The following is a 21,873-nucleotide window of genomic DNA, read 5'->3' as shown; positions in this document are numbered from 1 at the left end:
TATGAACTTATTTAGCTATTCATTAAACCTAAAAACTAAAGCAAGTGTGCCGGCTAAGTTAGATAGGCTAAAGTTAAAATCATCTTCGTTACTTGTATTAATTCCCGATAAAATTTTAGAGTGGCTGTATCTAAACTGCGGGCTAATTTGAGCACTTACCAATATATTTTTATGAAATTGGTACATAAATCCCACGTTATATTTTAAAACAGCACTGTGTTGGTTGGTTTTTAAAGTTCTATTAGCAGGAGGAACACTGGGATTTTCAATATATCTTTTTGTATAATTATAGCGGTAGCCTAAGTTTGGGCCATGATAAAAGGAAAACTTCTTTTTAAACTCTCTTCTAAATTCATAACCTAACATTAATCCTGCACTTGCCGAGGTAGATATTGACGGATAATCTAAAGGATTATTAGATTTAGCTTTTTTGCGACTATAACTAACATTGGTTAATGATACCACAAAATATCCTTTTGGTTTTACCTGCTGTTTGTAGTCTATACCAATAGAAAAAGGAGAAAAATCTTGTATTCTTAAATGAAATTCTTTCCTGTTTAACTTGTTTTCTACAGTATCGGTTTGAGCTAAAGAAAGACTAATAATTGACATAAAAATGATTGTTAAATACGGTTTCATATATTTTTTTATTATGTAAACGCAGTTTGGTTTTCAGTATTGTATCTATAAAAGTTAAATTTTTCAGTAATCGGTTATCAGCTATCTGATTTCTGTAATATGTTATCTAAAAATCTAAAAAAAAGCAGGTCTGTAAGCCGGGTTCTGTATCAGCCGGTTGGGCTGATGCTCATTATTTATCTGCTACTGTTATTACTAACAGCATGTAGCTGCCTACCCTCAGAAATTAGACCAGCTGTCCTCAAGCTTCTGTATATTTGGCATTGCAACGCTATGGGTTTACTCCTTAAATATGTTGCCATAATTAAGCGTGAGCTCTTACCTCACGTTTTCACCTTTGTTCCGATTGTTTCGGAATAGTTATTTTCTGTAGCACTTTCCTTCCAATTTTTTATTGGAACTGGCTATTTACCAGATAGCTGCTGTATGTTGCCCGGACTTTCCTTTCCATTTTCAAGAAATAGAACAATGAGCCGACCTGCATAGCAAAGATATGTCTTATTTATCTATTTTACTTTTAAAGAATTGAAAATGGCTTCAATTTGCCTCATGTATTTTTTCTTATTATTCTCGCCAGGAGCATAAATAAAACCGTCTAAATAAATAACCCGATTGTTTTTGTGGTCTATAATGTATTGATTAATAAACGGTCCGCCCATAAAATCATTTTCCATACGCCACAGTCCATTTGTTTCATATATGGTTAAATCGCCTTTTATTTTTTTTGTTTCTAAAAAACCTAAAGTACTGTCGGTTTTAGTATAGCTATTGTACGAATTGCTACTAACATATTTGCCTCTTTCATCTCTTAATTTTATGCCATAGTTTGCATCGGGTACGTTGTCGCTGTAGTTTATAAAATCTACAGACAAGAATATCATTCCTTTTTTAATTTCTTTTCTTAGCAGTACAAAATTGTCTTCATTTTCTGCCAGTTTATAATCCGTTGGAATGTCTAAACTAACACCTTGAAATTCTAACCATTGTTCTTTTAATTTTTGATTGCTACCATTTATGTACGCTATTTTTTTATATACTTCTAAATCGCTTTTAACTATAGTGTTTCTTATAGTTTTGGCATTTTCAGCTACATTATCTTGTAGGTTTTTGGTAGAAGTGCCAAAAACAAAAAATACTTGTTGCGGTTCACTCCAAACATTAGAAACATGAAAAAAATATTGTTTGCCTTCTTCTAAAGCTTTAAAATCATTAGCAGGAAGTACTTGTTTTGCCACTCCTAATATTTCAGATTTTTGACTTACATCTGCCACTAAAATAATATTTCTATAGCGGTACATTAAGTTGTTCATTATACTATATTGTACTTGGCTAATTTTAAAAATAGCTTCGGGAGAAGGTAAAATTTTATAGCTTTCATTTATAGTATGCCCCATAAAATACTGCATAGTACTATCCATTATATTGTCGGGTAGTATTATCATTACTTCATCTGCACCTCCTGTAGATGAAGGCAAAACTGTACCAAATTTTGCAGGAGAATTATGCTCTTTTTTTTTGCAAGAAAACAAGATAAAAGTAAGAGAAAGTATTATTGCAATATAGTTTTTCATTGTAATTTGTATTTAGTTTATTAAATGCTGTTTACCTAAAACTCTTAACAATATTACGAAATTAAACAGCTTTTATTTTGATTTTGACAAATATTACAAAAGTCTTACAATTAGCAACCCAATTGTTGAGCTATTGAAAGTAAATCGGCTTCTTTATTATTATTTGCCATAAACTGCATACCTATAGGCAATTCTTTTTCTGTTTTGTATAAAGGTAATGATATAGCCGGATTTCCAACTAAATTAGCCAAAACAGTAAAGATGTCTTCAAGATACATAGCCACAGGGTCATCTGTTTTTTCGCCTATTTTAAAAGCTGGCTCGGGAGCTGTGGGCGATAAAATAAAATCATAGTTTTTGTACAACTCATTTACACCATTTTTAAGCAAACGCCTTACTTTTTGAGCTTTAGTATAGTAAGCATCATAATATCCCGCACTTAAAACAAAAGTACCTAACATTATTCTGTTTTTTACTTCTTTACCAAAACCTTCGGTTCTTGATTTTGTATAAACTTCCTCCATGTTTTTGGCTTCTTTACTTCGGTAGCCAAAATGTACGCCATCATATCTTGAAAGATTAGAAGATGCTTCGGCAGTAGTTAAAACGTAGTAAGTAGGCACTACATAATCTAACAAAGGAAACTCTACGGCTTCCACTTCATGACCTTGTTGTTTAAGCTGTGCAATTAAATGCTCAAAATTTTTTTCTACTTCAGCGTTTAAACCTTCGCCCTTAAAACACTCTTTAAAATAAGCTATTTTATATTTTTTAGAAGAATTTATCTTAAACTCGCTTACTTTATCTTGTATTACAGTTGAATCGTAATTATCAATACCATTAATTACTTCTAAAATTATTTTAGCATCTTCTGCCGAGTGAGTTATGGGGCCTATTTGGTCAAAAGAAGAAGCAAAAGCAATTAAACCATGGCGAGAAACTCTCCCATAAGTAGGTTTTAAGCCTACGGTACCGGTAAAAGATGCCGGCTGGCGTATAGAACCACCCGTATCTGAACCTAAAGTGGCGTGGCATAAATTAGCTTGTACAGCCACGGCACTTCCTCCCGATGAACCACCGGAAACTCTAGTGTTGTCAGCTTCGTTAAGTACATTTCCAAAGGCAGAATTTTCATTAGAACCACCCATTGCAAATTCATCGCAGTTTAGCCTGCCTATTATTATAGCATCTTCTGCTATTAAATTTTCTACGGCTGTGGCAGAGTATAAAGATTCAAAGTTTTCAAGCATTTTTGAAGATGCTGAAACGGTATGATTTTTATAGCAAATATTATCTTTTATGCCTATTACTAAGCCAAAAAGTTTACCTTTTTTACCCTTTTTAGTATCTAATTCTTTAGCACGGGCAATAGCTTCTTGTTCAAAAACTTCTAAAAAAGCATTTAGATGTTTTTTCTTTTCTATATTGTCTAAGTAATGATTTACTAGTTGCGAACAAGTAATAGTTTTACTATCAAGATCGGTTTGTATTTCCGATAATGTGCGGTATTGTTTCATTAATGGTAGTTAAAATGGCTTATTTTTCTACAGCTGTTTTTTCTTTTTCAGTAGTTTTTGGTTCTTTCATTCCCTCTTCTATCTCGTTTTTGATAGAGTTTTTGGCTGAATTAAATTCTCTAACGCCACTTCCTAACCCTCTCATTAACTCAGGAATTTTTTTACCACCAAAAAGTAATAACACAACTAAGGCTATTAAAACAATTTCGCCTACGCCTGGTGTCCATAAAAATAAAGTATTCATACTTATATAAGTTTAAGCTACAAAATTAATAGGATTTATGCAGAAAAGTGAATAATGTTAGTTAAAAAAGATTTTTGGGTGTTAGTATTTAGTGTTGAGATTTTTTTTACTTGAAGTGGCGACAAATAATTAAACATTAACCGCTGATAATTAAGCATTAGCCGAAAGTCCTATTTCTTTGGCAATTTTATACATTAATTGTTCTGCTGCTTTAAAGTTATTTTCTATTTCGCCTTCTAAAATAGCTTCTTTTATTTGATTTTTAATAATACCTATTTCTCTGCCAGGTTTAATATTGAAAGTACTCATAATAAAATCGCCACTAATGGGTGGTTCAAAATTGCGTACATGGTCTTTTTCCTCTATTTCTACCAACTTTTCCCTTACTATTTTAAAATTATTTAAAATACGTTGCACTTTTTGTTCGTTTTTTGAGGTAATATCCGCTTCGCAAAGCAACATTAAATCATCTATATCATCGCCAGCGTCAAAAAGTAGCCTGCGTACTGCCGAATCTGAAATTTCATCTTTGGCTATAGGAATAGGTCGCAAGTGCATACGCACCAATTTTTGCACATATTTTAGTTCTTTTCCTAGTGGCAATTTAAGTTTGGTAAAAATAGATTTTGCCATGCGTTCGCCTATGACTTCATGTCCGTGAAAAGTCCAACCGCTGTCTTTATCAAAACGCTTAGATTTTGGTTTACCTATATCATGCAAAATAGCCGACCAACGTAGCCATAAATCATCGGTGTTTTCACTTAAATTATCTAACACTTGCAGGGTATGATAAAAATTATCTTTATGACCTTGATTATCAATAATATCAACACCTTTTAATAGGCTTAATTCCGGAAAAATTAAAGCTAACAAACCCGTGTTTTCTAACAATTTAAAACCCAAAGAAGGTTTTTTTGCCAAAATAATTTTATTAAGTTCAGTTGTTATTCTTTCTTGTGAAATAATTTCAATTCTATCTTTATTCTCACAAATGGCGTTGTAGGTATTTTCTTCTATGTTAAAGTTAAGTTGCGTAGCAAAACGTATAGCACGCAACATTCTTAAAGGGTCGTCAGAAAAAGTAATATCGGGATTTAAAGGCGTTTTTATAATTTTATTTTTCAAATCCTCTAAACCACCAAAAGGGTCTATTATTTCTCCAAATTTATCCTTGTTTAAAGAAGCTGCTAAAGCATTTATTGTAAAATCTCTTCGGTTTTGGTCGTCTTCCAGCGTGCCTTCTTCTACTATTGGGTTTCTTGAATCTCGGTTGTACGATTCTTTTCTTGCTCCTACAAATTCAAATTCCCAATCATTCCAAACAAACTGTGCCGTACCAAAATTTTTAAAATAGTTTACTTTTATTTTTGGCGAAATCAATTCGGCAGTTTTTTTGGCTAAATCAATTCCATTACCTACACATACAAAATCAATATCTTTTGATGGTCTTTTTAAAATACTATCTCGTACAAAACCGCCTACCACATAGCTGTCAATATTTAATATTGCCGCAGCTTCACTTACTTTTTTAAAAATAGGATGTTCTAATTTTAGTTTGTCCATTGAGGTGCAAATGTACGTATTTAGCTAAAAGCTTTTAAAAAAATAAGTTATTTTAGCTTCTATTTATAGAGAACCAATACCTTTGCAACAAAATTTATAAATTATGGCATTAGAAGTAGTAGGAAAACTACATAAAGTATTTGATACAGAACAAAAAACAGAAACATTTAGAACACGCGAGTTTGTAATAGAAACTATTGAAAATTATCCTCAGTTTGTTAAATTTCAAGCTACGCAAGATAGATGTAATATTATAGACGGATATAATGAGGGCGAAGAAATAAAAGTTTCTTTTAACCTAAGAGGAAGAGAATGGCAAGGTAAGTTTTTTACTAATTTAGATGCTTGGAGAGTTGAAAAAAATAGTGGAACTTCAAACCAAACACAAGGAGAAGTAGATGAATTTAACCAAGATACTCCTGCCGGCAATGAACCGCCAATAGACAGCAGAGAAGATTTAGACGATTTACCATTTTAAATAAATAAAAAACAAAATATTATGTACAAAGGATTTATACATTTACACAGTTCATTGCGTTATGTACTGCTTATATTTTTAGTAGTAACAATTATTAATTCAATTTTAAAATTGAAAAAAGAATACAATAGAACTGATGATAAATTGAGTTTACTCACTTTTATTTTTGCACATACTCAGCTACTTATTGGCTTAGGACTTTATTTTATGGGATCTAAAGGAATGAGTTATTTTTCAATGGGAATGGGTGAAGTAATGGGCAATAGTGTTTTTCGTTTTTTTGCGGTAGAGCACCTTGTAGGTATGCTGGTAGCCATAGTTTTAATAACTGTAGGCAGAATAAAAATGAAAAAATTAACCGATGGTGCAGCTAAGCACAAAACAACATTAATTTATTATGCCATAGCATTAATTCTTATATTAGTTTCTATTCCTTGGCCTTTTAGGCATTTTGGTAATGCTTGGATATAAAACCAATTAAAATCACAATTATGAAAAACATTTTTAAGCTAACACTTATTTTATTAGTATTATCATCTTGCAAAAAAGATAAAAATATAGTTGTCTGTGCTGAAGATTGGGAAGCTGATATACCGGGTGTGTGGCTTAAAGGCGATTTTCACGTGCATTCTACCGGTGCCAGCAATGACACAGGAGGAGATTCTTGGCCAATAGACATAAAAAATAAAGCTATAGAAAGAGGATTAGATTTTGTGGTGCTTACAGACCATAGCAATAGTACAGGAAGCGACCATACTACAACTTATGAAGATCCGGCTTTGTTTAATCAAGGTCCTGAATTTCCATACTGGGATACAGCAGCGGCTTACACTGATGCTAATTTTATTATGATAAATGGAAATGAAATAAGCCCCGTAAATCCAGATAACTCTGTTCCTACTGGACATATAGGTTGTATTCCTGTAAATCTTAGCACTTTTGATAAAGATTATGTTTTTATAGATAGACCCAAAGGAGCAGTAAATGGAGCACAATCACTACAACAAGCTACAGCAGCAGGTTGTTTTAAAATTATAAACCATCCTTATGCCATAACACGCTGGTTAGCCTATGATTGGACAAGTTTTGATTATGACGCTATTGAAATTTGGAATGGAACATTGGGTTTTGACGATTTTGATTATTACGGTTATAGTGCGTGGATTTGCGATTTGCTAAAAGGAGTAAATACCATAGCTATAGGCGGTAGCGATAATCATAGAGTTCATACAGTGCCACCGGGCGATATTTTAAACCCACCGTTAGCATTTCCATATACAGCAGTTTATGCCACAGGTTTTTCTTGGAATGAAATAATGGATGCCGTAAAAAATAGAGATACCTACGTGGCTGAAGGAGAAAGTGTATTAATTTTAAATGATTATACCGAAGGTAAATGCCATGCCAATGGAGAAAATGTTTATTGGGTAAGATTAAGAGGAAAAGCAGATGCTAATATAGAAAATCCTAAATTAACATTATACAATTATACAAGTTGCAACGACCCAAGACCTTCTACTACGGAATATCCGGAACTAACGGAAGCCATTTTGTACGAAAAAGAACTAACACCTAATGAGGAGTTTGATATAGCAGTAGCTGTAGGAGGAAAAAAAGGAGTAATAAATGCTATGATAAAAGGAGGAACTACGCATTACGGAGCTATTAGCAAAGCTGTAGTTTTAAAATAAACAACTATGAATACTATACAAATTAAATATAACGAAAATTACGCCATTGTTCAGTTAGACAGAGGAACTTCAAATCCTATTAACTTAGAAATGCTTTACGATTTGCAAAAGGCATTTAAAGAACTGCAAGAAAACCAAGATATAAAAGGTGTAATGCTTACGGGCAAAACCAATTTCTTTTCGGCAGGATTAGACGTAATAGAACTTTATGGCTATGATAAAGAAACCATAGAAACGCTATTTGTAGAGTTATTTAATACACTTAAAGCTTTATTATCTTTTAATAAGCCTTTGGTAAGTGCCATTACGGGGCATTCGCCAGCGGGTGGCTGTGTGCTGGCTATTTGTAGCGATTATAGAGTGATGGCAAACGGCAAATATAGAATAGGACTAAATGAAATACCTGTAGGCATAATTATGCCTAATTTTATTTACCAAATATATGCTTATTGGTTAGGTGGAGGTAGAGCTTCGCAGTATATTTTAGAGGGAAAATTGCTACTGGCAGAGGAAGCCTTAAAAGCCGGTGTAGTAGATGAAGTAGTAGATGCCGAAAAAGTAGAAGAGCAAGCTCTTGCACAACTACAAAAATACATGCAGTTTAGTGCCAATACTTGGCAACAAAGCAAAGCCAATATGCGAAAAGATTTATTAGCTCACTATCAAACTTTAGATAGAAAGCAGCTTGACGTACTATTAGCACAATGGTGGAGCAATGACACCAGAACCGTATTAGGTGGCTTAGTAGCAAAATTGACGGGGAGGTAATCTTTTTCCTTATTAAATATCAAAGAGATTGCTTCAATTTTATTCATTCTTCATAAAATTTCGCAAAGACGTATTAATTTTAAATGTATTGCAATTTATAATACATCAAACACACGTTAAATATGTTTTATCTTTCTGAAAAATTATTTAATATGTTTATTATCTTTGGCATCTTATGGATGTTAGTATATTACAGCAGTTTTCAAAAATAAATAATAAAGAAGTTCTTCAAGAATTTTTTAATTGGATTAAATATTTAATTGAGAAACTAAATTTAAACCCCAATGATGAACGTTTAGGTTTAACTGTAAGGAAAGATAAACACCGTATTTTTTCAGTTAATATAAATAGTCGCTTAGTACTTTCTTTAGAAAATAATACTGATTTCAGATTATGTATTAATAATGAATATTTAACTCAACTATCAGCATATTTTAATGGTAGTAAAATAGAAAATTTTGAAGGAGAACCTCCTGCTACTTTAGTATTTTTTGATTATAACAGCATTGTTGCCAATAAGGATAAAATTTTAAACTTGTGGATTCAATCTTGTCAAGAATATTTGCCTAAACAAGAAAAATCACAGTACAGAATACACCATAATAATGAGTTATATACAATTGCTACCGATAGTGAATTATTTGAAAGATATTGGGAAGAAAGGCATGATTTTATAGAAATAGATATTGAAATCATACAAAAATACTGGACTGAATATAAATTATTTTTTAGGTTATCTGAACAAGAACACGATGAAAAATATAAATGGAGAGTATTAAAACAGGTTTATGAGACTTGGGATTGGGAGGTAGATGATAAAGCTAAAATGTTTAGAGATACTTTTATGGTTGATGGAAGTACAAATTTATGGGAAAGTGGAAACTTTTGGCCTATTTCTCATGCCAATTGGATGTTTGAAAATTTTGAAAAAGAAACAATAGAAATTTTCAATTTATTATTTGATGAAACAAAAATATTGGAAGAAAGAATAACTCATTTTATAACTTTTTTTGATAGTAAAATTCCCGAATTAAAAAAGTTAATTAATAATGATAAGATTAATAATCACTATCACAAAGATTTACGTGCAATTGCTCTTTATTTATCTTTGCAGTATCCCCCAAAATACTTTCTTTATAAATTTTCAATGGTAAATTCCTTTGCTGAAAAAATTGGATTGACGAAATTGAAAAGAGGGAAAATTGAAAACTTAAAAAGGTATTTGGCTATTGCTAATCAAATACATGATTATATAATTGAAGACAGCACTTTTTTAAATGAGTATTCTGATTACACCCAATTAGAAGAAAATTATATAGACCCATATAAGCATTTGTTAACGCAAGATTTTATTTATTCTGTTTCTAAATATTTGAATATAGAAGAAGTTAAACAAAGTATAAAAACGGATGTTATGACAAAACATTTTAATCAAAACTACCCCCTAAACCAAATACTTTACGGGCCTCCTGGTACAGGAAAAACATATAAAACTAAGCAGCTTGCAGTCAATATTATTTTAGGTGAAAAGGAAAGAAGCAGAAAAGAAATAATAGAGGCGTATAATAAATTAGTTGAAGCTAATCAAATTCATTTTACAACATTCCACCAAAGCATGAGTTATGAAGATTTTGTAGAAGGAATAAAACCTGTAATGGATAATAATGAAGATGAGGAACAAATTCAATATGAAATTCAAGAAGGAATTTTTAAGAGGATATGTACTGAAGCTTTAAAAAAAGAAAAAAATAATTTTGATGCAGCGTATGATTCCTTTATAAAAGACTTATCAGAAATAGAGTTTAAGGAACTAAAAACTCCAAAAGGAAATATTTTTCAAGTATCACTAAATAAGAATAATAATTTAACACTATATACTGGAAAAGAAAAAAATAAAAATGGTACGCTTACTAAGGAGAATATTCAAAAACAAATTAATGGCGAGCCTAAATTTGTGGGGTGGGAAGGATATTTTACAGGTGTATTTAATTTATTAAAAAAGGATTACAATTTACAAATTTCAAAAGAAGACAATGAGAACAAAAACTTCGTTCTCATAATAGATGAAATAAATCGTGGTAATGTTTCTTCAATTTTTGGCGAGTTAATAACACTTATAGAAAAAGATAAAAGATTAGGCAAGAGTGAAGCTATTACACTTACTTTGCCTTACAGTAAAAAACCATTTGGCGTACCTCCTAATGTGTATATTATTGGCACTATGAATACTGCCGATAGAAGTGTGGAAGCATTGGACACAGCTTTAAGAAGAAGGTTTTCTTTTCAAGAAATTGTGCCTAATTCTGTGTTGCTGGAAGAAGTAAATTATAAAGAAATAAATTTGTCTCTACTTCTAAGCACAATAAATGATAGAATAGAATTTTTAATAGATAAAGATCATCAAATTGGTCATTCATATTTTTTAAACATACAATCATTTTATGATTTAGTTGAAACTTTTAAGGACAGAATTATTCCTTTACTTGAAGAATATTTTTATGGTGATTTTGGGAAAATAGGTTTAGTGTTAGGCTCAAGTTTTGTTAAGCAAAAGCAATCTAAAAACAATAAAATACTTGCTCAAAATTTTACTTACGATAGAGATTTTATAGAAGAAAAAGAGCTTTATGAGTTTATAGCTTCTGAAAATTGGACGGTACAGTCTTTTCAATCTATTTACAAAGCTGTAGAAATAGAAAATGTCTAATAATAAACCCATACAAGTTTTTGAGCATGATAAACTGAGATATGATGAGCATTCTGAGTTTCAAAAACATCATTTTGAAGCTATGGTAAAATTTAATGAAAACAACAATAACAAGTATTTTACCATTATACATAAAGGCATTTTGTTTAATAGCTACGTTGGTGTTATTCAAATTGGAGGGTTAACTATTGAAATTTTACCTAAAGCAGATAATTCTAATAATAAAACACTTTGGAGAGATGTATTGTTAAACATGCTGAGAGTATGTAAAAAAATACAGATTGACAATGTTTCTGAAACACAATTAAAAAAGAGATATAATTCTATTTTAGAAGCTTATTTTGAACTTTATCTAAGTGAAATTGAATATTTAATAAAACGTGGGTTGATAAAAAAGTATGGAAAGAAACGGGAAAATCAGTTGGCTTTAAAAGGAAAACTACTCTTTTCGCAAAACATACAGTACAATGTGGTTCATAAAGAAAGATTTTATTGTGAACATCAAGTGTATGATAAAGATCATTTATTGCATAAAATATTACAGGAAGGTCTTAAAGTTATAGATAATTTAACTGGACATAATTTAAAAGATAGAATTAAACGCTTACAATTCTCTTTTGATGGTATTACTCCAATGACTATTACCCAATCTGATTTTAAAAAAATAAAATTAACCCGAAAATCTAATGCCTATCATAAGGCAATAGATATAGCAAAAATGCTTATTCTAAATTATTCGCCTAATATAAATTCTGGTAATGAAAATATGCTGACATTGCTATTTGATATGAATAAGCTTTGGGAAGAATATATTTTTAGAATATTGCACAAGCATAAACCTACAAATTATAATGTTTCTTTCCAAAATTCAGATATTTTTTGGGAGAACAAAAAAATTAGGCCGGATATTGTAATAAGTTCCGAAACAGCGGTATTTGTAATTGATACTAAATGGAAAATAATTAATAATATATCTCAACCCGATGATGCAGACCTAAAGCAAATGTTTGTTTATAACCTACATTGGGAATCATCAAAAAGTATGTTGCTTTATCCTCAAACAAATCAAAGAGATACTCAATTTGGGAATTATAAATACAAACATTCTAATCAAAGTTTGAACCAATGTAAGTTGGGTTTTGTTAGTGTATTGAAAAACGGAAGAATTAAAGAAAGCAGGCTGTTAAGCGAAGAAATTTTTGAAAAGCTTCAAGTTTATTAATCATTAAAATTAGAACTCTAATCATTGTTAAGTAAAGGAATTTTACACATGTTGGTTGCGGGCGTTTTTTTCTCGCTTATGAATGTAGGGGTTAAATATTTGGATAATATTCCTGCCATACAAATAGTGTTTTTTAGAAGTTTAGTAACCTTAATTATTAGCTTTGTTATGATTAAAAGGTTAAAACTTTCTTTGTGGGGCAATAACAAATCTGTTTTATTTCTTAGGGGGCTTTTTGGAGCAATAGCCTTATCGTTGTATTTTTATAGTTTACAAACATTGCCTTTGGCTTCTGCGGTTACTTTAATGCAGTTGTCGCCTATTTTTACGGCTATTTTCGCCATTTTTATTCTACACGAAAAAATAAAACTCCCTCAGTGGGTATTTTTTGTAGTATCGTTTTTAGGTGTTGCCATTATTAAAGGATTTGATAAAAATATTAGCCTATTAGATTTTGTAATAGCCATAGCCGCAGCAGCATTTTCGGCACTGGCATACAATATGGTTCGCAAACTTAAAGATACCGACCACCCATTAGTAGTGGTATTTTATTTTCCATTAATAGCACTGCCTATTGCAGGTGTAGCGAGTATGTTTGTTTGGGTGCAACCCACATTTGTAGAACTTCTAATTTTATTAGGTATAGGCGTTTGCACTCAAATAGCACAAGTTAATATGACAAAAGCCATGCAAATGGAAGAACTTTCTAAAGTGAGTATAGTTCAGTATTTAACCATTATTTATGCCATAGCTATAGGTTTTGTATTTTATAGAGAATCATATACGCTATATACTTTGTTTGGTATAGCCATGGTTATAGGTGGAGTGGTGGCTAATTTGTGGTATAGTAAAAGAGTGAAAAAGTAATACCAATTGTTAACACAAAATAGTCTAATTTATTTTGTGTTTTACAATGGTAAATGCCGATAGAGCAATATATTTAGTACAATAAGGCGAAGCCGATATTGGACTATTATATATTCTTAATCGGTATAAATTGCCAACCATTTTGGAATCATTATCGTCAAGACAGTTTCTTTGACGAACCAATGCTATCTTGATGGAAATTCGCAACAGAGTAGAAAATTGTCCGCTATCTTTTATTAAAAAACTGATATAACTATCCGTAAAGATACCAAAGGCATATTTTACATTAACTTTTCTATAGAAGAAAAGTTACAAAAGAATCGCACTAAGTTTTCAGCGACCCATTACAACCTCAACTCCTAAAAATCAAAAACTCATCACTCCGTTCTTCAAACAGTTTAATTTTTTACGGAGTTTTCGGTCAATGGGTGCCCCGCTTGCAAACTTAAGGTGCACTTTTTCCTGTTTTCCGCAGTTTTTTCAAAAACGGCAATCTGTTTGTTATAGTTGATACATTATCAATATTTTAGGTTGTTTTTAATTTTAATTTTGGGTGTCCCAGGGTGTTTATTTTTACTTTTGTTGAATGTTTGTGCGGCAAAAGAAAAATAAAAGTGGTGTAATTAGTATCCAAGTTATTGATAAGAGTTCTGGAAAATACAAAGTCCTAAAAACGATAGGAAGTAGTTCTAATCCTTCTGAAGTTAAGACCTTGCTTGAAAAGGGAAAAGATTATATAAATAAGCGCATTGGTTATAGAGAATTAGATTTTAGCAATACAGACGAAATTATACTATCTGTTTTAAACAATATCACTTCCCACAAATTGGCTGGAATTGAATTGGTCTTGGGTAAAATTTTTGATGAAATAGGTTTTTGTCAAATCAAGGATGAATTATTCAGGGATTTGGTTTTATATAGGTTGGTCTATCCGAGGAGCAAACTCAAAACAACCCAATATTTGTATCGTTATGCAGGGAAAACATACAGTGAAGACGAAGTTTACCGTTATTTGGACAAGCTCTACAACTCCCATAAAGAACAGGTTCAGCAAATTAGTTTTCGTCATACACAAATGGTTTTGGATGGTAAGATTAGCATCGTTTTCTATGATGTGACGACAGTGTATTTTGAGATTGACGATGAAGACACATTGCGTAAGACTGGTTTTTCTAAAGAGGGGAAACACCAAAACCCGCAGATTGTTTTGGGTTTATTAGTAAGCAAAGGAGGCTATCCGTTAGCTTACGATATCTTTGAGGGCAATCAATTTGAAGGGGAAACTATGCTACCTATTATTGATTCGTTCAAGAGCAAATACGGATTGAAACAGCTTATTATCGTTGCCGATTCCGGACTGCTTTCCAAGAAGAATATAGAAAGACTTCAAAAAAATAATTACGAATTTATCTTGGGAGCAAGAATCAAAAATGAAACACTTGCTGTCAAAAAAGAAATCCTTTCTTTATCGCTGAAGAATGGAGAAAGCAAAATTATAGATAAAGGCAAATTAAAGCTGATTATCTCCTATTCTGACAACAGAGCTAAGAAAGACCAATACAACAGGGAAAGAGGATTGGTAAAGCTTGAAAAACGGATTAAATCGGGAAAACTGACGAAAGCTAATATCAACAACAGAGGTTATAACAAATACCTGAAATTGGATGGAGAAGTGAGTATTACTATTGACAAAGAAAAATTTTGGGCTGATACAAAATGGGATGGACTAAAAGGTTACATTACCAACGCAAAACTCAGCAAAGATGAAATTTTAGAAAACTATGCTCATTTATGGCAGATAGAAAAGGCGTTTAGAATAGCCAAAACGGACTTAAAAATCAGACCCATTTATCATCGAAAACAGCAACGCATTGAAGCGCACATTTGTCTAAACTTTGTTGCCTACAAAGTTTACAAGGAGTTAGAACGCCAACTAAAAGAAAAGGAGTCCGATTTATCTGTAGAAAAAGTAATAGATATACTGCAAAGTATTTATCAGATTGAAATCAAAAATCCAGTAAATGATGAAACTTTACAAAAAACTATTTTACTTACAGACGAACACAAATATCTTCAAAAATTATTTGACTTTTAATTTTGGGTGTCCCAGAGCGGAAAACAGGAGTTACAAAAGAATCGCACTAAGTTTTCAGCGACCCATTACAACCTCAACTCCTAAAAATCAAAAACTCATCACTCCGTTCTTCAAACAGTTTAATTTTTTACGGAGTTTTCGGTCAATGGGTGCCCCGCTTGCAAACTTAAGGTGCACTTTTTATCTGACCTTAATCAAAAATACGTTAAGAAATGATGTAAAACAGACATCCAAAATGAATGAAATTATAAAACAGTAAACAGACAAATTAGTATGCTCCTACAAGTGAAACCACTATGGCAAAACTAAAATTGAGCATACATTAATTTGTCATCGTCTGTTTTATAGCATTTTAGTGTTTTTGATTACAGTCTTGATTTTTTGTTACTTTTGTATCAAGACAAAAGTAAAAGAATACAAACTGCAACTAAAATTACCTAAACGTTCCGAACTGTTATCTTAAAGCATAAATTATTAGCATAATAACGGATAGGCATAAAAACTAAGTAATCTTATTCTGTTCCAGCTTTCTTTTTTAGCGTATTAAGTGTAGCGTTTATGTTTTTTAGTTTGTCTGTTTTTTCAGCTATTCGGCTTTCTATTAATGCTATTTTTGTTTCTATAAGTTTAAGTTGAAACTTCTGATTGGAGTATTGTTTGTTTTTTTCCTCTTGTTCTAATTGGCGTTTATCCCAGTCTATACTCTTCTGCATTTTTTCCGAAATATCTTCTAAATCTGTTATTCTTTTATCGTATTTAGCAGCAGTTTTTTCGGCTCTATCTTCGCTCATGCGTTCAAAAAAAGAGTTTATTTTTTCATCTATTTGAGCGTATTCTTTATTTTTTAATCCCGAGTGGTTCAGTTGCTTGCGTACTTCTTTAAGTCTATCGCTTATAAATTTAAAGTTGGCTTTTTCTTCCAGCTTATTTTCTATAAGCTCTAATTTTAAAAGTAAATCTGCTTTTATTTCTTTCGCTTTTTCGCTTAGTTCTTTTCTTTGGTCTTTTCGCAGTTCTTTTAATGCTTCAAAAAGCACATCAATTTCACTTTTGTAAACATCTATTTTAGCATTATCAATACTGGCATTTTCTTGCTTAAATTTTACAACTCTATCCCAAAAATCTGAAGCTTCGTCAAAAACTTTTTGGTCAAAATCATCTAATGCCATAATCTTATCTTTAATTATAGCAAGTTCATTATCAAAGCTTTGTAGCATTCTGGTATGAAAAAGCGTATTAGCCCACGCTATTTCTATAGAGCGTACTTTTCCTACATTTTTAACTTTTATTTCTTCGGGTAGTAAATTTTCATCGTGTGTAGTTCTTACATAAGTAGCTATAGTTGTGGGCATTTCGGCTTTGCCTTCAAGCCAACTGTTTAGTTTTTCCTTATCACAAGTTTTTTTGTCAATAACACTTAAATCTATATGCACTTGCTCTTCATTAAAAACAATGGCAATAAAAACCGGTTTTTCATTATAATCACCTTCTAACAAAAATCTATTTCTCATTAAATAATGCTTAATTTTGCATCAAAACTAATAGCTTTAATGCAGTTTTTTGAAATTTATAGCAAAATTAAGCAAATAAATGCTGAAAATCTACCTGGATTTGAAGCACAAGCAAAATTAAGTCCACCTTATAGGCAAAAATTAAGTTTAGAAGAATTAAAAATATATAAGCCCAAAATGAGTGCAGTGATGCTATTGGTTTATAATAAAAACAATATTCCGCATATAGTTTTAACCCAAAGGCAAGAGTATAAAGGTGTACACAGTAGGCAAATAAGTTTTCCCGGTGGGCAAACCGAAAAACAGGATAAAAACCTACTACAAACAGCATTAAGAGAAACTTATGAAGAAATAGGCGTAAGCATAGCAGAAGATAAAGTTTTAAAAGAAATAACTTGGCTTTATGTGCCGCCCAGCAATTTTTTAATTTATCCTTATGTGGCATTGGTAGATAAAACTTTAAATTTTAATAAAGATGATGTAGAGGTTAAATCTATTTTAGAAATACCGCTTACTGATTTTATGAATAAAAACAATTTGACAAATTTTGATTATTATATAAAAAGTCAAGATATTTCAATAAACTGCCCTTGCTTTAATATAAACGGACATATTATTTGGGGAGCAACGGCAATGATATTAAACGAATTTTTAACAATATTAGAACAATGATACTACGTATAGATGCCGAAAATCCTGATGAAAGACGACTTAAAATAGTTGTAGATATGCTACAGCAAGGAGGCGTTATTATTTATCCTACCGATACGGTTTATACTTTAGGCTGCGATATAAGCAACAAAAAAGCTTATGAAAAAATATGTGAGCTTAAAGGAGTAAAACCAAATAAAGCTAATTTTTCAATAGTGTGTAAAGATTTAAGTCATATTTCTGAATACACCACTAATTTGCCTACGCCCACTTATAAGCTTATGCACCGCTTGCTTCCCGGACCTTATACTTTTATTTTAAATGCCAATAAAACCATTCAAAAAATATTTGGGTATAAAAAGAAAGAAGTAGGAATAAGAGTGCCCAATCATGCCATACCTAAGGCTATTATTGAGTTGTTGGGGTCGCCTATTTTATCGGCATCTATAAAAAATGATGATGAAGTGCTTGAGTACGTAACCGACCCTGAAGAAATTTATGAGCAATATAAAGATACAGTAGATATAGTAATAGACGGAGGCATAGGAAACAACCAACCTTCTACTATAATAGACTATACTGAAAGCCAAGCCTATTTGGTAAGGCAAGGTATAGGCGAAATTAGCTTGATAGAATAAAAACTATGTATAAATACTTATTTTTAAAATATTTTTGTTAAAAAGTTGTAATTCTAAATTTTTATAATTAGTTTTACATTAAACAAAACAAAATATTATGATTTACAAGACACAAGACACATAGTCAACTATAGATTATACACATTAATACTAATGCTTTTAGTATTTGGTACTATTATGTCTCAATCTAGACCTATACCTTCTGGAAGTTCTGATTATAACGGTGATTTATACCATAGAAATGGGGATTTAGGAGTTGGAATTATTTCTCCGTCAGCAAAACTGCATATTGTTCATCCTTCTTTAACTGGGCCATCTTCATATTGGTCCAATGATTATCTTAAAATTGAAAAAGAAATTTTTCATGTTGGACTTCCTCCCATATATACCTATGAATCAAAACTTATACTTAAGCAAAATGGAAATTTAGGAATAAATACAAATAATCCTTTAGAAAAACTTCACATAAATGGGAATGGAATATTTAATGGTAATTTAACCATAGGGGATAATAACTGGACATCTTTAACATTAGATGGTACTGGAGATAACAATTGGATGATAAATGCACATAGCGACCAAGAGTCTTTGCATTTTAGAGGGAAAAGGACTGGTTCTTCTAGTTTTGATTATTTGTTTACAGTTAAGCGAACTGATAGACGTATAGGTATAAATAATGCAAATCCTTCAGCTACTATTCATGCCGTTGGAGGTGCAAATACATTCTTGTATTTAGAAAACAAAAATACTAGCTATGGTACTCTTGTGAAATTAGGTGCTGTTAGTAGTAATAATAGAAAAGAATGTCAATTACAGTTTGAAGAACGATTTGGTTTATATGACCATAGTGCAGGTAGCTGGCGTTTTCAAATAGAACCTAATGGTAATGTTAAGATAGGAAGTAATGTTAATATTGCATATAATGGCAAAGTACAAATAGGCAACCAAACAATTACCTCCGGCACACACAATACTGCCGATGTAAAACTAACCGTAGATGGGCATGCCATATTTAAAAAAATAATAGTAACCCAAAGCAACTGGGCAGATTTTGTATTTAAAAAAGACTACCAGCTAAAACCTCTGGCAGAAGTAGAGCAGTTTATAACAGAAAACAAACACCTACCCGATGTGCCAAATGAAAAAGAAGTAATAGACAATGGCATAAGCTTAGGCGATATGGATGCCATACTGCTACAAAAAATAGAAGAACTAACCTTGTATATGATACAGCTTGAAAAGAAAAACCAAGTTTTAGAGCAAGAAATTACTAAGCTTAAAAATAAATAATTATGAAAAGGTTAGTATTAATAATTATCAATTTCATCTTTGTTTTTAGTTCTTATACACAATTCTCATGCAACATAGTTAGTAATAGGTCAGATTGGCCATTAATTATGGCTTATGACCTTTGGGATGATGTATATCCCGACCAAGAGGTATACGCTCCAAGTGGATGGAATGAATATGGTCAGTGGGCGTTGATTTTTGAAGAGGAATTTAATCAAGATATTGATCCAGAAATATGGTTAAAAAGGTTTAGTTGGGGGAGGTATTTAGATGATGCAGCAGAATATATGCTTGATGATAATGTAATTGTATCTAATGGTACCCTAAAACTTAGAGCAGAACAGGAACAGATAACAGATCCCTCATCTTCTCAAACCTTTAATTATTCCTCAGGTATAATATGGTCTAAAAAACATACTGGTTATGGTATTTATGAAATAAAATGTAAATTTCCAGATAAAATAGGAAAAGCTAATCATGGTCTTCAGCCAGCTTTTTGGTTATGGAGTAATAATATATGTCCTATTACTAATTCAAATACAAACAATGAAATTGATATTTTTGAGTTCTTTGGAAGTAATAGTAGAATTGATTTTGCTACACATGCAGACTGTTTTGATTGTGGAACTGAAGTGGATTATCCAAACAATTATTTCAATAATGACATTTTTCATATAATTACTCTGCACTATACACCTCTTTATATAAAGTGGTATGTTGATGGTGTACTTAAATATTCATTTTATAGATATTATAATACTTTTAGTGGAGATGCAGCGGTAGAGCAAATTTCAACAAACCCTGCCGTTGTTTATGCATTTAGGGTAAATTATCCTGATCCTATATTGGATCTTATTATAAGTTTAGGTGTTCCTTTTGGTGTTGATAACACAATATTACCTAATCAACAGTTTGAAATAGAATATGTACGTTATTATAATAAAATAGATTGTAGTTCAAAAAAAGTAATTAATCAAGATTACATAACTAATGGGTATCTTGACCCTAATTATAATAATTTGATTATGGGGGATACCATTATATTGGATGGACTTGATTTTAATATTAGCTCATTAAAATTAGAAGTGATAGCTACTAAAGAAATTATTTTTCAAAATGATTTTATTAATAATTTTAATGGAGAGTTTGAATATAGAATAGATGAACATGCTTGTGATGAAGTTGATATACCATTAATTTCTGCTAAAAACGAAATACAAGAATTAGACTATTTGGATGAATATATTATCAATGAACATAGTAATTTACTATTTGATTTTAATTACAACAATAATCAAATTTATATACAAAAATTACCATCAGAAGAGTTGCTCAACTATAATTTCAGCATTATCATTTATGATATTTTAGGTAGAATTTACTATGAAAGTAGTAATGATTTTAGTATTAATAAAGTTATTAATGTAGAAAACTACAATTTACCTCAACGATTTTTTATTAATTTGCACAATAATTATTATGAAAAAACTCATTTATATAATAAATAGTATTTTATTTTTTTTAGCCTTTAGTAATTGTTATACTCAAAATTTCTCTTTAAGGTATTCAGTTCATTATATTCAAACAAATATTGACTATAGTAACAAATATAGATTTATAAGAGATTACAATTCATATAATATCGGTGTGGAGTTTGTAAATAAAATCAATAAAAGAATACCTGTTTATTTTTCTACCGGTATCAATCATAATATTATAAAAGAGAAATATTATAGTGTTGCTACACTTCAAATACCTCTTTTTGTAAATGCTGAGTTTGGCAAAAAAGTTAAAGGGGATATAGGTATAGGTATAGCTTACTCTTACGGTAAAGTTTTAAATGATAAAACAGCTACAGATTTGTATAAAAGTTTAATAATTAAACATACTGCAAATATTATTTATAGAGCGGGTATTAAATATAATATAAAGAATGGTCATTACTTAGGCGTTAGTATAAAAATGAATCAAAGTTTATCTCCAATATATAAGATGCAAAGAGGAAGTATTCAAGGTTCTTATAGAGGGGAACTTGTTTTTAAGTCTTATAGTACTGGATTTGGAGTATTTTATGAAATGCCCCTAAATTTCATAAAAGAAAAACATAATAATGAAGATAATTAGTTTAGTATTACTGTGTACATTAGTAATTTTTGGTTGTCAAGATCAGTGTTATTTGTGTTCGGTAGATTGTACAAGTTTTTTATTCTATAATGAAGATAATATTTGTCAAGATGAATTTGAGAGTAGGGAAGCGTATATAGCTTTCGTAGATTCTTTAAAGCAGTATTATCCTATGAATAACCCTTTTAGAAATTCTACAGAATTTTGTGGAAGTAAAGAAGAATTAAATAATTTAGAAGAAGGCTGGGAGTGCATAAAATAGTAGTTTACACCTTGCCAATAAAGGTGTTACTGCCT

Annotated in this window: 20 protein-coding genes and 1 other RNA gene; 14 read left to right on the top strand and 7 right to left on the bottom strand. The window is 31.0% G+C overall.

Going from position 1 to position 21,873, the window contains the following annotated elements:
- Positions 1 to 15: 15 nt before the first annotated feature.
- The 6 genes from H6578_11240 to H6578_11215 form a co-directional block, all read right to left on the bottom strand.
- The gene (locus tag H6578_11240) at positions 16 to 612 is read right to left on the bottom strand and encodes a hypothetical protein (GenBank protein MCB9227725.1); all 597 of its coding nucleotides are present in this window, start codon (positions 610 to 612) and stop codon (positions 16 to 18) included.
- Positions 613 to 756: 144 nt separating this feature from the next.
- Positions 757 to 1,124, bottom strand: an RNA gene (gene rnpB / locus H6578_11235) — RNase P RNA component class A.
- A 21-nt stretch (positions 1,125 to 1,145) separates the two neighbouring features.
- Positions 1,146 to 2,210 (bottom strand): DUF4837 family protein, encoded by a 1,065-nt coding sequence (locus H6578_11230; GenBank protein MCB9227724.1) that lies wholly within the window; start codon positions 2,208 to 2,210, stop codon positions 1,146 to 1,148.
- 110 nt (positions 2,211 to 2,320) lie between these two features.
- On the bottom strand, positions 2,321 to 3,727 hold the full coding sequence (gene gatA / locus H6578_11225; GenBank protein ID MCB9227723.1) for an Asp-tRNA(Asn)/Glu-tRNA(Gln) amidotransferase subunit GatA: 1,407 nt from the start codon (positions 3,725 to 3,727) through the stop codon (positions 2,321 to 2,323).
- Positions 3,728 to 3,746: 19 nt separating this feature from the next.
- Positions 3,747 to 3,971 (bottom strand): twin-arginine translocase TatA/TatE family subunit, encoded by a 225-nt coding sequence (locus H6578_11220; protein ID MCB9227722.1) that lies wholly within the window; start codon positions 3,969 to 3,971, stop codon positions 3,747 to 3,749.
- 150 nt (positions 3,972 to 4,121) lie between these two features.
- Positions 4,122 to 5,534, bottom strand: coding sequence for an HD domain-containing protein (locus H6578_11215; protein MCB9227721.1), 1,413 nt, complete (start codon positions 5,532 to 5,534; stop codon positions 4,122 to 4,124).
- A 103-nt stretch (positions 5,535 to 5,637) separates the two neighbouring features.
- Here H6578_11215 and H6578_11210 point away from each other — a divergent pair, with 103 nt between their 5' ends.
- The 8 genes from H6578_11210 (at position 5,638) to H6578_11175 (ending at position 15,362) form a co-directional block, all read left to right on the top strand.
- Positions 5,638 to 6,012 (top strand): DUF3127 domain-containing protein, encoded by a 375-nt coding sequence (locus tag H6578_11210; GenBank protein MCB9227720.1) that lies wholly within the window; start codon positions 5,638 to 5,640, stop codon positions 6,010 to 6,012.
- A 21-nt stretch (positions 6,013 to 6,033) separates the two neighbouring features.
- A complete protein-coding gene (locus tag H6578_11205; protein ID MCB9227719.1) occupies positions 6,034 to 6,483 on the top strand; it encodes a cytochrome B in 450 nt (149 codons plus the stop codon).
- Positions 6,484 to 6,503: 20 nt separating this feature from the next.
- Positions 6,504 to 7,703: a PHP domain-containing protein gene (locus H6578_11200; GenBank protein MCB9227718.1), complete on the top strand. Its 1,200-nt coding sequence runs from the start codon at positions 6,504 to 6,506 to the stop codon at positions 7,701 to 7,703.
- A 6-nt stretch (positions 7,704 to 7,709) separates the two neighbouring features.
- Positions 7,710 to 8,471 carry an enoyl-CoA hydratase/isomerase family protein gene (locus tag H6578_11195; protein MCB9227717.1) on the top strand — a complete coding sequence of 254 codons (762 nt, stop codon included), beginning with the start codon at positions 7,710 to 7,712 and terminating at the stop codon, positions 8,469 to 8,471.
- 175 nt (positions 8,472 to 8,646) lie between these two features.
- Positions 8,647 to 11,178, top strand: a complete 2,532-nt coding sequence (locus tag H6578_11190) for an AAA family ATPase (GenBank protein ID MCB9227716.1) — start codon at positions 8,647 to 8,649, stop codon at positions 11,176 to 11,178.
- The gene (locus H6578_11185) at positions 11,171 to 12,400 is read left to right on the top strand and encodes a restriction endonuclease (GenBank protein MCB9227715.1); all 1,230 of its coding nucleotides are present in this window, start codon (positions 11,171 to 11,173) and stop codon (positions 12,398 to 12,400) included. The genes H6578_11190 and H6578_11185 overlap by 8 nt, the downstream gene beginning before the upstream one ends.
- Before the next feature lie 48 nt (positions 12,401 to 12,448).
- Positions 12,449 to 13,267, top strand: a complete 819-nt coding sequence (locus tag H6578_11180) for a DMT family transporter (protein MCB9227714.1) — start codon at positions 12,449 to 12,451, stop codon at positions 13,265 to 13,267.
- Between the two features lie 586 nt (positions 13,268 to 13,853).
- Positions 13,854 to 15,362, top strand: coding sequence for an IS1634 family transposase (locus H6578_11175; protein ID MCB9227713.1), 1,509 nt, complete (start codon positions 13,854 to 13,856; stop codon positions 15,360 to 15,362).
- 512 nt (positions 15,363 to 15,874) lie between these two features.
- On the opposite strand, the gene H6578_11170 is transcribed toward H6578_11175, so the two are convergent.
- Positions 15,875 to 16,873 carry a hypothetical protein gene (locus tag H6578_11170; protein ID MCB9227712.1) on the bottom strand — a complete coding sequence of 333 codons (999 nt, stop codon included), beginning with the start codon at positions 16,871 to 16,873 and terminating at the stop codon, positions 15,875 to 15,877.
- A gap of 6 nt (positions 16,874 to 16,879) precedes the next feature.
- Between H6578_11170 and H6578_11165 the strand changes: the two genes are divergently transcribed.
- The 6 genes from H6578_11165 (at position 16,880) to H6578_11140 (ending at position 21,838) form a co-directional block, all read left to right on the top strand.
- Positions 16,880 to 17,545 carry a CoA pyrophosphatase gene (locus tag H6578_11165; protein MCB9227711.1) on the top strand — a complete coding sequence of 222 codons (666 nt, stop codon included), beginning with the start codon at positions 16,880 to 16,882 and terminating at the stop codon, positions 17,543 to 17,545.
- Positions 17,542 to 18,162, top strand: a complete 621-nt coding sequence (locus H6578_11160; GenBank protein ID MCB9227710.1) for a threonylcarbamoyl-AMP synthase — start codon at positions 17,542 to 17,544, stop codon at positions 18,160 to 18,162. Before H6578_11165 ends, H6578_11160 begins: the two co-directional genes overlap by 4 nt.
- A gap of 153 nt (positions 18,163 to 18,315) precedes the next feature.
- Positions 18,316 to 19,452 carry a hypothetical protein gene (locus tag H6578_11155; protein ID MCB9227709.1) on the top strand — a complete coding sequence of 379 codons (1,137 nt, stop codon included), beginning with the start codon at positions 18,316 to 18,318 and terminating at the stop codon, positions 19,450 to 19,452.
- A 2-nt stretch (positions 19,453 to 19,454) separates the two neighbouring features.
- Positions 19,455 to 20,960, top strand: coding sequence for a glycoside hydrolase family 16 protein (locus tag H6578_11150; protein ID MCB9227708.1), 1,506 nt, complete (start codon positions 19,455 to 19,457; stop codon positions 20,958 to 20,960).
- Positions 20,932 to 21,576: a hypothetical protein gene (locus H6578_11145; protein MCB9227707.1), complete on the top strand. Its 645-nt coding sequence runs from the start codon at positions 20,932 to 20,934 to the stop codon at positions 21,574 to 21,576. Before H6578_11150 ends, H6578_11145 begins: the two co-directional genes overlap by 29 nt.
- Positions 21,563 to 21,838, top strand: coding sequence for a hypothetical protein (locus tag H6578_11140; protein MCB9227706.1), 276 nt, complete (start codon positions 21,563 to 21,565; stop codon positions 21,836 to 21,838). The genes H6578_11145 and H6578_11140 overlap by 14 nt, the downstream gene beginning before the upstream one ends.
- The last annotated feature ends 35 nt before the right edge of the window (positions 21,839 to 21,873 follow it).

This window comes from Chitinophagales bacterium, assembly GCA_020635995.1.
In the GTDB taxonomy this organism is placed as follows: Bacteria; Bacteroidota; Bacteroidia; order Chitinophagales; family UBA8649; genus JAFMKE01.
The sequence above is the reverse complement of the archived record's forward strand: the minus strand, read 5'-3'. Positions and strand labels throughout refer to the sequence as shown.

Coding starts and splice junctions, on each gene's coding strand:
- H6578_11210 (MCB9227720.1), top strand. CDS start 5,638: ATGGCATTAGAAGTAGTAGGAAAACTACATAAAGTATTTGATACAGAA.
- H6578_11145 (MCB9227707.1), top strand. CDS start 20,932: ATGAAAAAACTCATTTATATAATAAATAGTATTTTATTTTTTTTAGCC.
- H6578_11190 (MCB9227716.1), top strand. CDS start 8,647: ATGGATGTTAGTATATTACAGCAGTTTTCAAAAATAAATAATAAAGAA.
- H6578_11200 (MCB9227718.1), top strand. CDS start 6,504: ATGAAAAACATTTTTAAGCTAACACTTATTTTATTAGTATTATCATCT.
- H6578_11140 (MCB9227706.1), top strand. CDS start 21,563: ATGAAGATAATTAGTTTAGTATTACTGTGTACATTAGTAATTTTTGGT.
- H6578_11205 (MCB9227719.1), top strand. CDS start 6,034: ATGTACAAAGGATTTATACATTTACACAGTTCATTGCGTTATGTACTG.
- H6578_11175 (MCB9227713.1), top strand. CDS start 13,854: ATGTTTGTGCGGCAAAAGAAAAATAAAAGTGGTGTAATTAGTATCCAA.
- H6578_11165 (MCB9227711.1), top strand. CDS start 16,880: ATGCTTAATTTTGCATCAAAACTAATAGCTTTAATGCAGTTTTTTGAA.
- H6578_11155 (MCB9227709.1), top strand. CDS start 18,316: ATGCTTTTAGTATTTGGTACTATTATGTCTCAATCTAGACCTATACCT.
- H6578_11185 (MCB9227715.1), top strand. CDS start 11,171: ATGTCTAATAATAAACCCATACAAGTTTTTGAGCATGATAAACTGAGA.
- H6578_11150 (MCB9227708.1), top strand. CDS start 19,455: ATGAAAAGGTTAGTATTAATAATTATCAATTTCATCTTTGTTTTTAGT.
- H6578_11240 (MCB9227725.1), bottom strand. CDS start 612: ATGTCAATTATTAGTCTTTCTTTAGCTCAAACCGATACTGTAGAAAAC.
- gatA (MCB9227723.1), bottom strand. CDS start 3,727: ATGAAACAATACCGCACATTATCGGAAATACAAACCGATCTTGATAGT.
- H6578_11180 (MCB9227714.1), top strand. CDS start 12,449: ATGTTGGTTGCGGGCGTTTTTTTCTCGCTTATGAATGTAGGGGTTAAA.
- H6578_11195 (MCB9227717.1), top strand. CDS start 7,710: ATGAATACTATACAAATTAAATATAACGAAAATTACGCCATTGTTCAG.
- H6578_11160 (MCB9227710.1), top strand. CDS start 17,542: ATGATACTACGTATAGATGCCGAAAATCCTGATGAAAGACGACTTAAA.
- H6578_11230 (MCB9227724.1), bottom strand. CDS start 2,210: ATGAAAAACTATATTGCAATAATACTTTCTCTTACTTTTATCTTGTTT.
- H6578_11215 (MCB9227721.1), bottom strand. CDS start 5,534: ATGGACAAACTAAAATTAGAACATCCTATTTTTAAAAAAGTAAGTGAA.
- H6578_11220 (MCB9227722.1), bottom strand. CDS start 3,971: ATGAATACTTTATTTTTATGGACACCAGGCGTAGGCGAAATTGTTTTA.
- H6578_11170 (MCB9227712.1), bottom strand. CDS start 16,873: ATGAGAAATAGATTTTTGTTAGAAGGTGATTATAATGAAAAACCGGTT.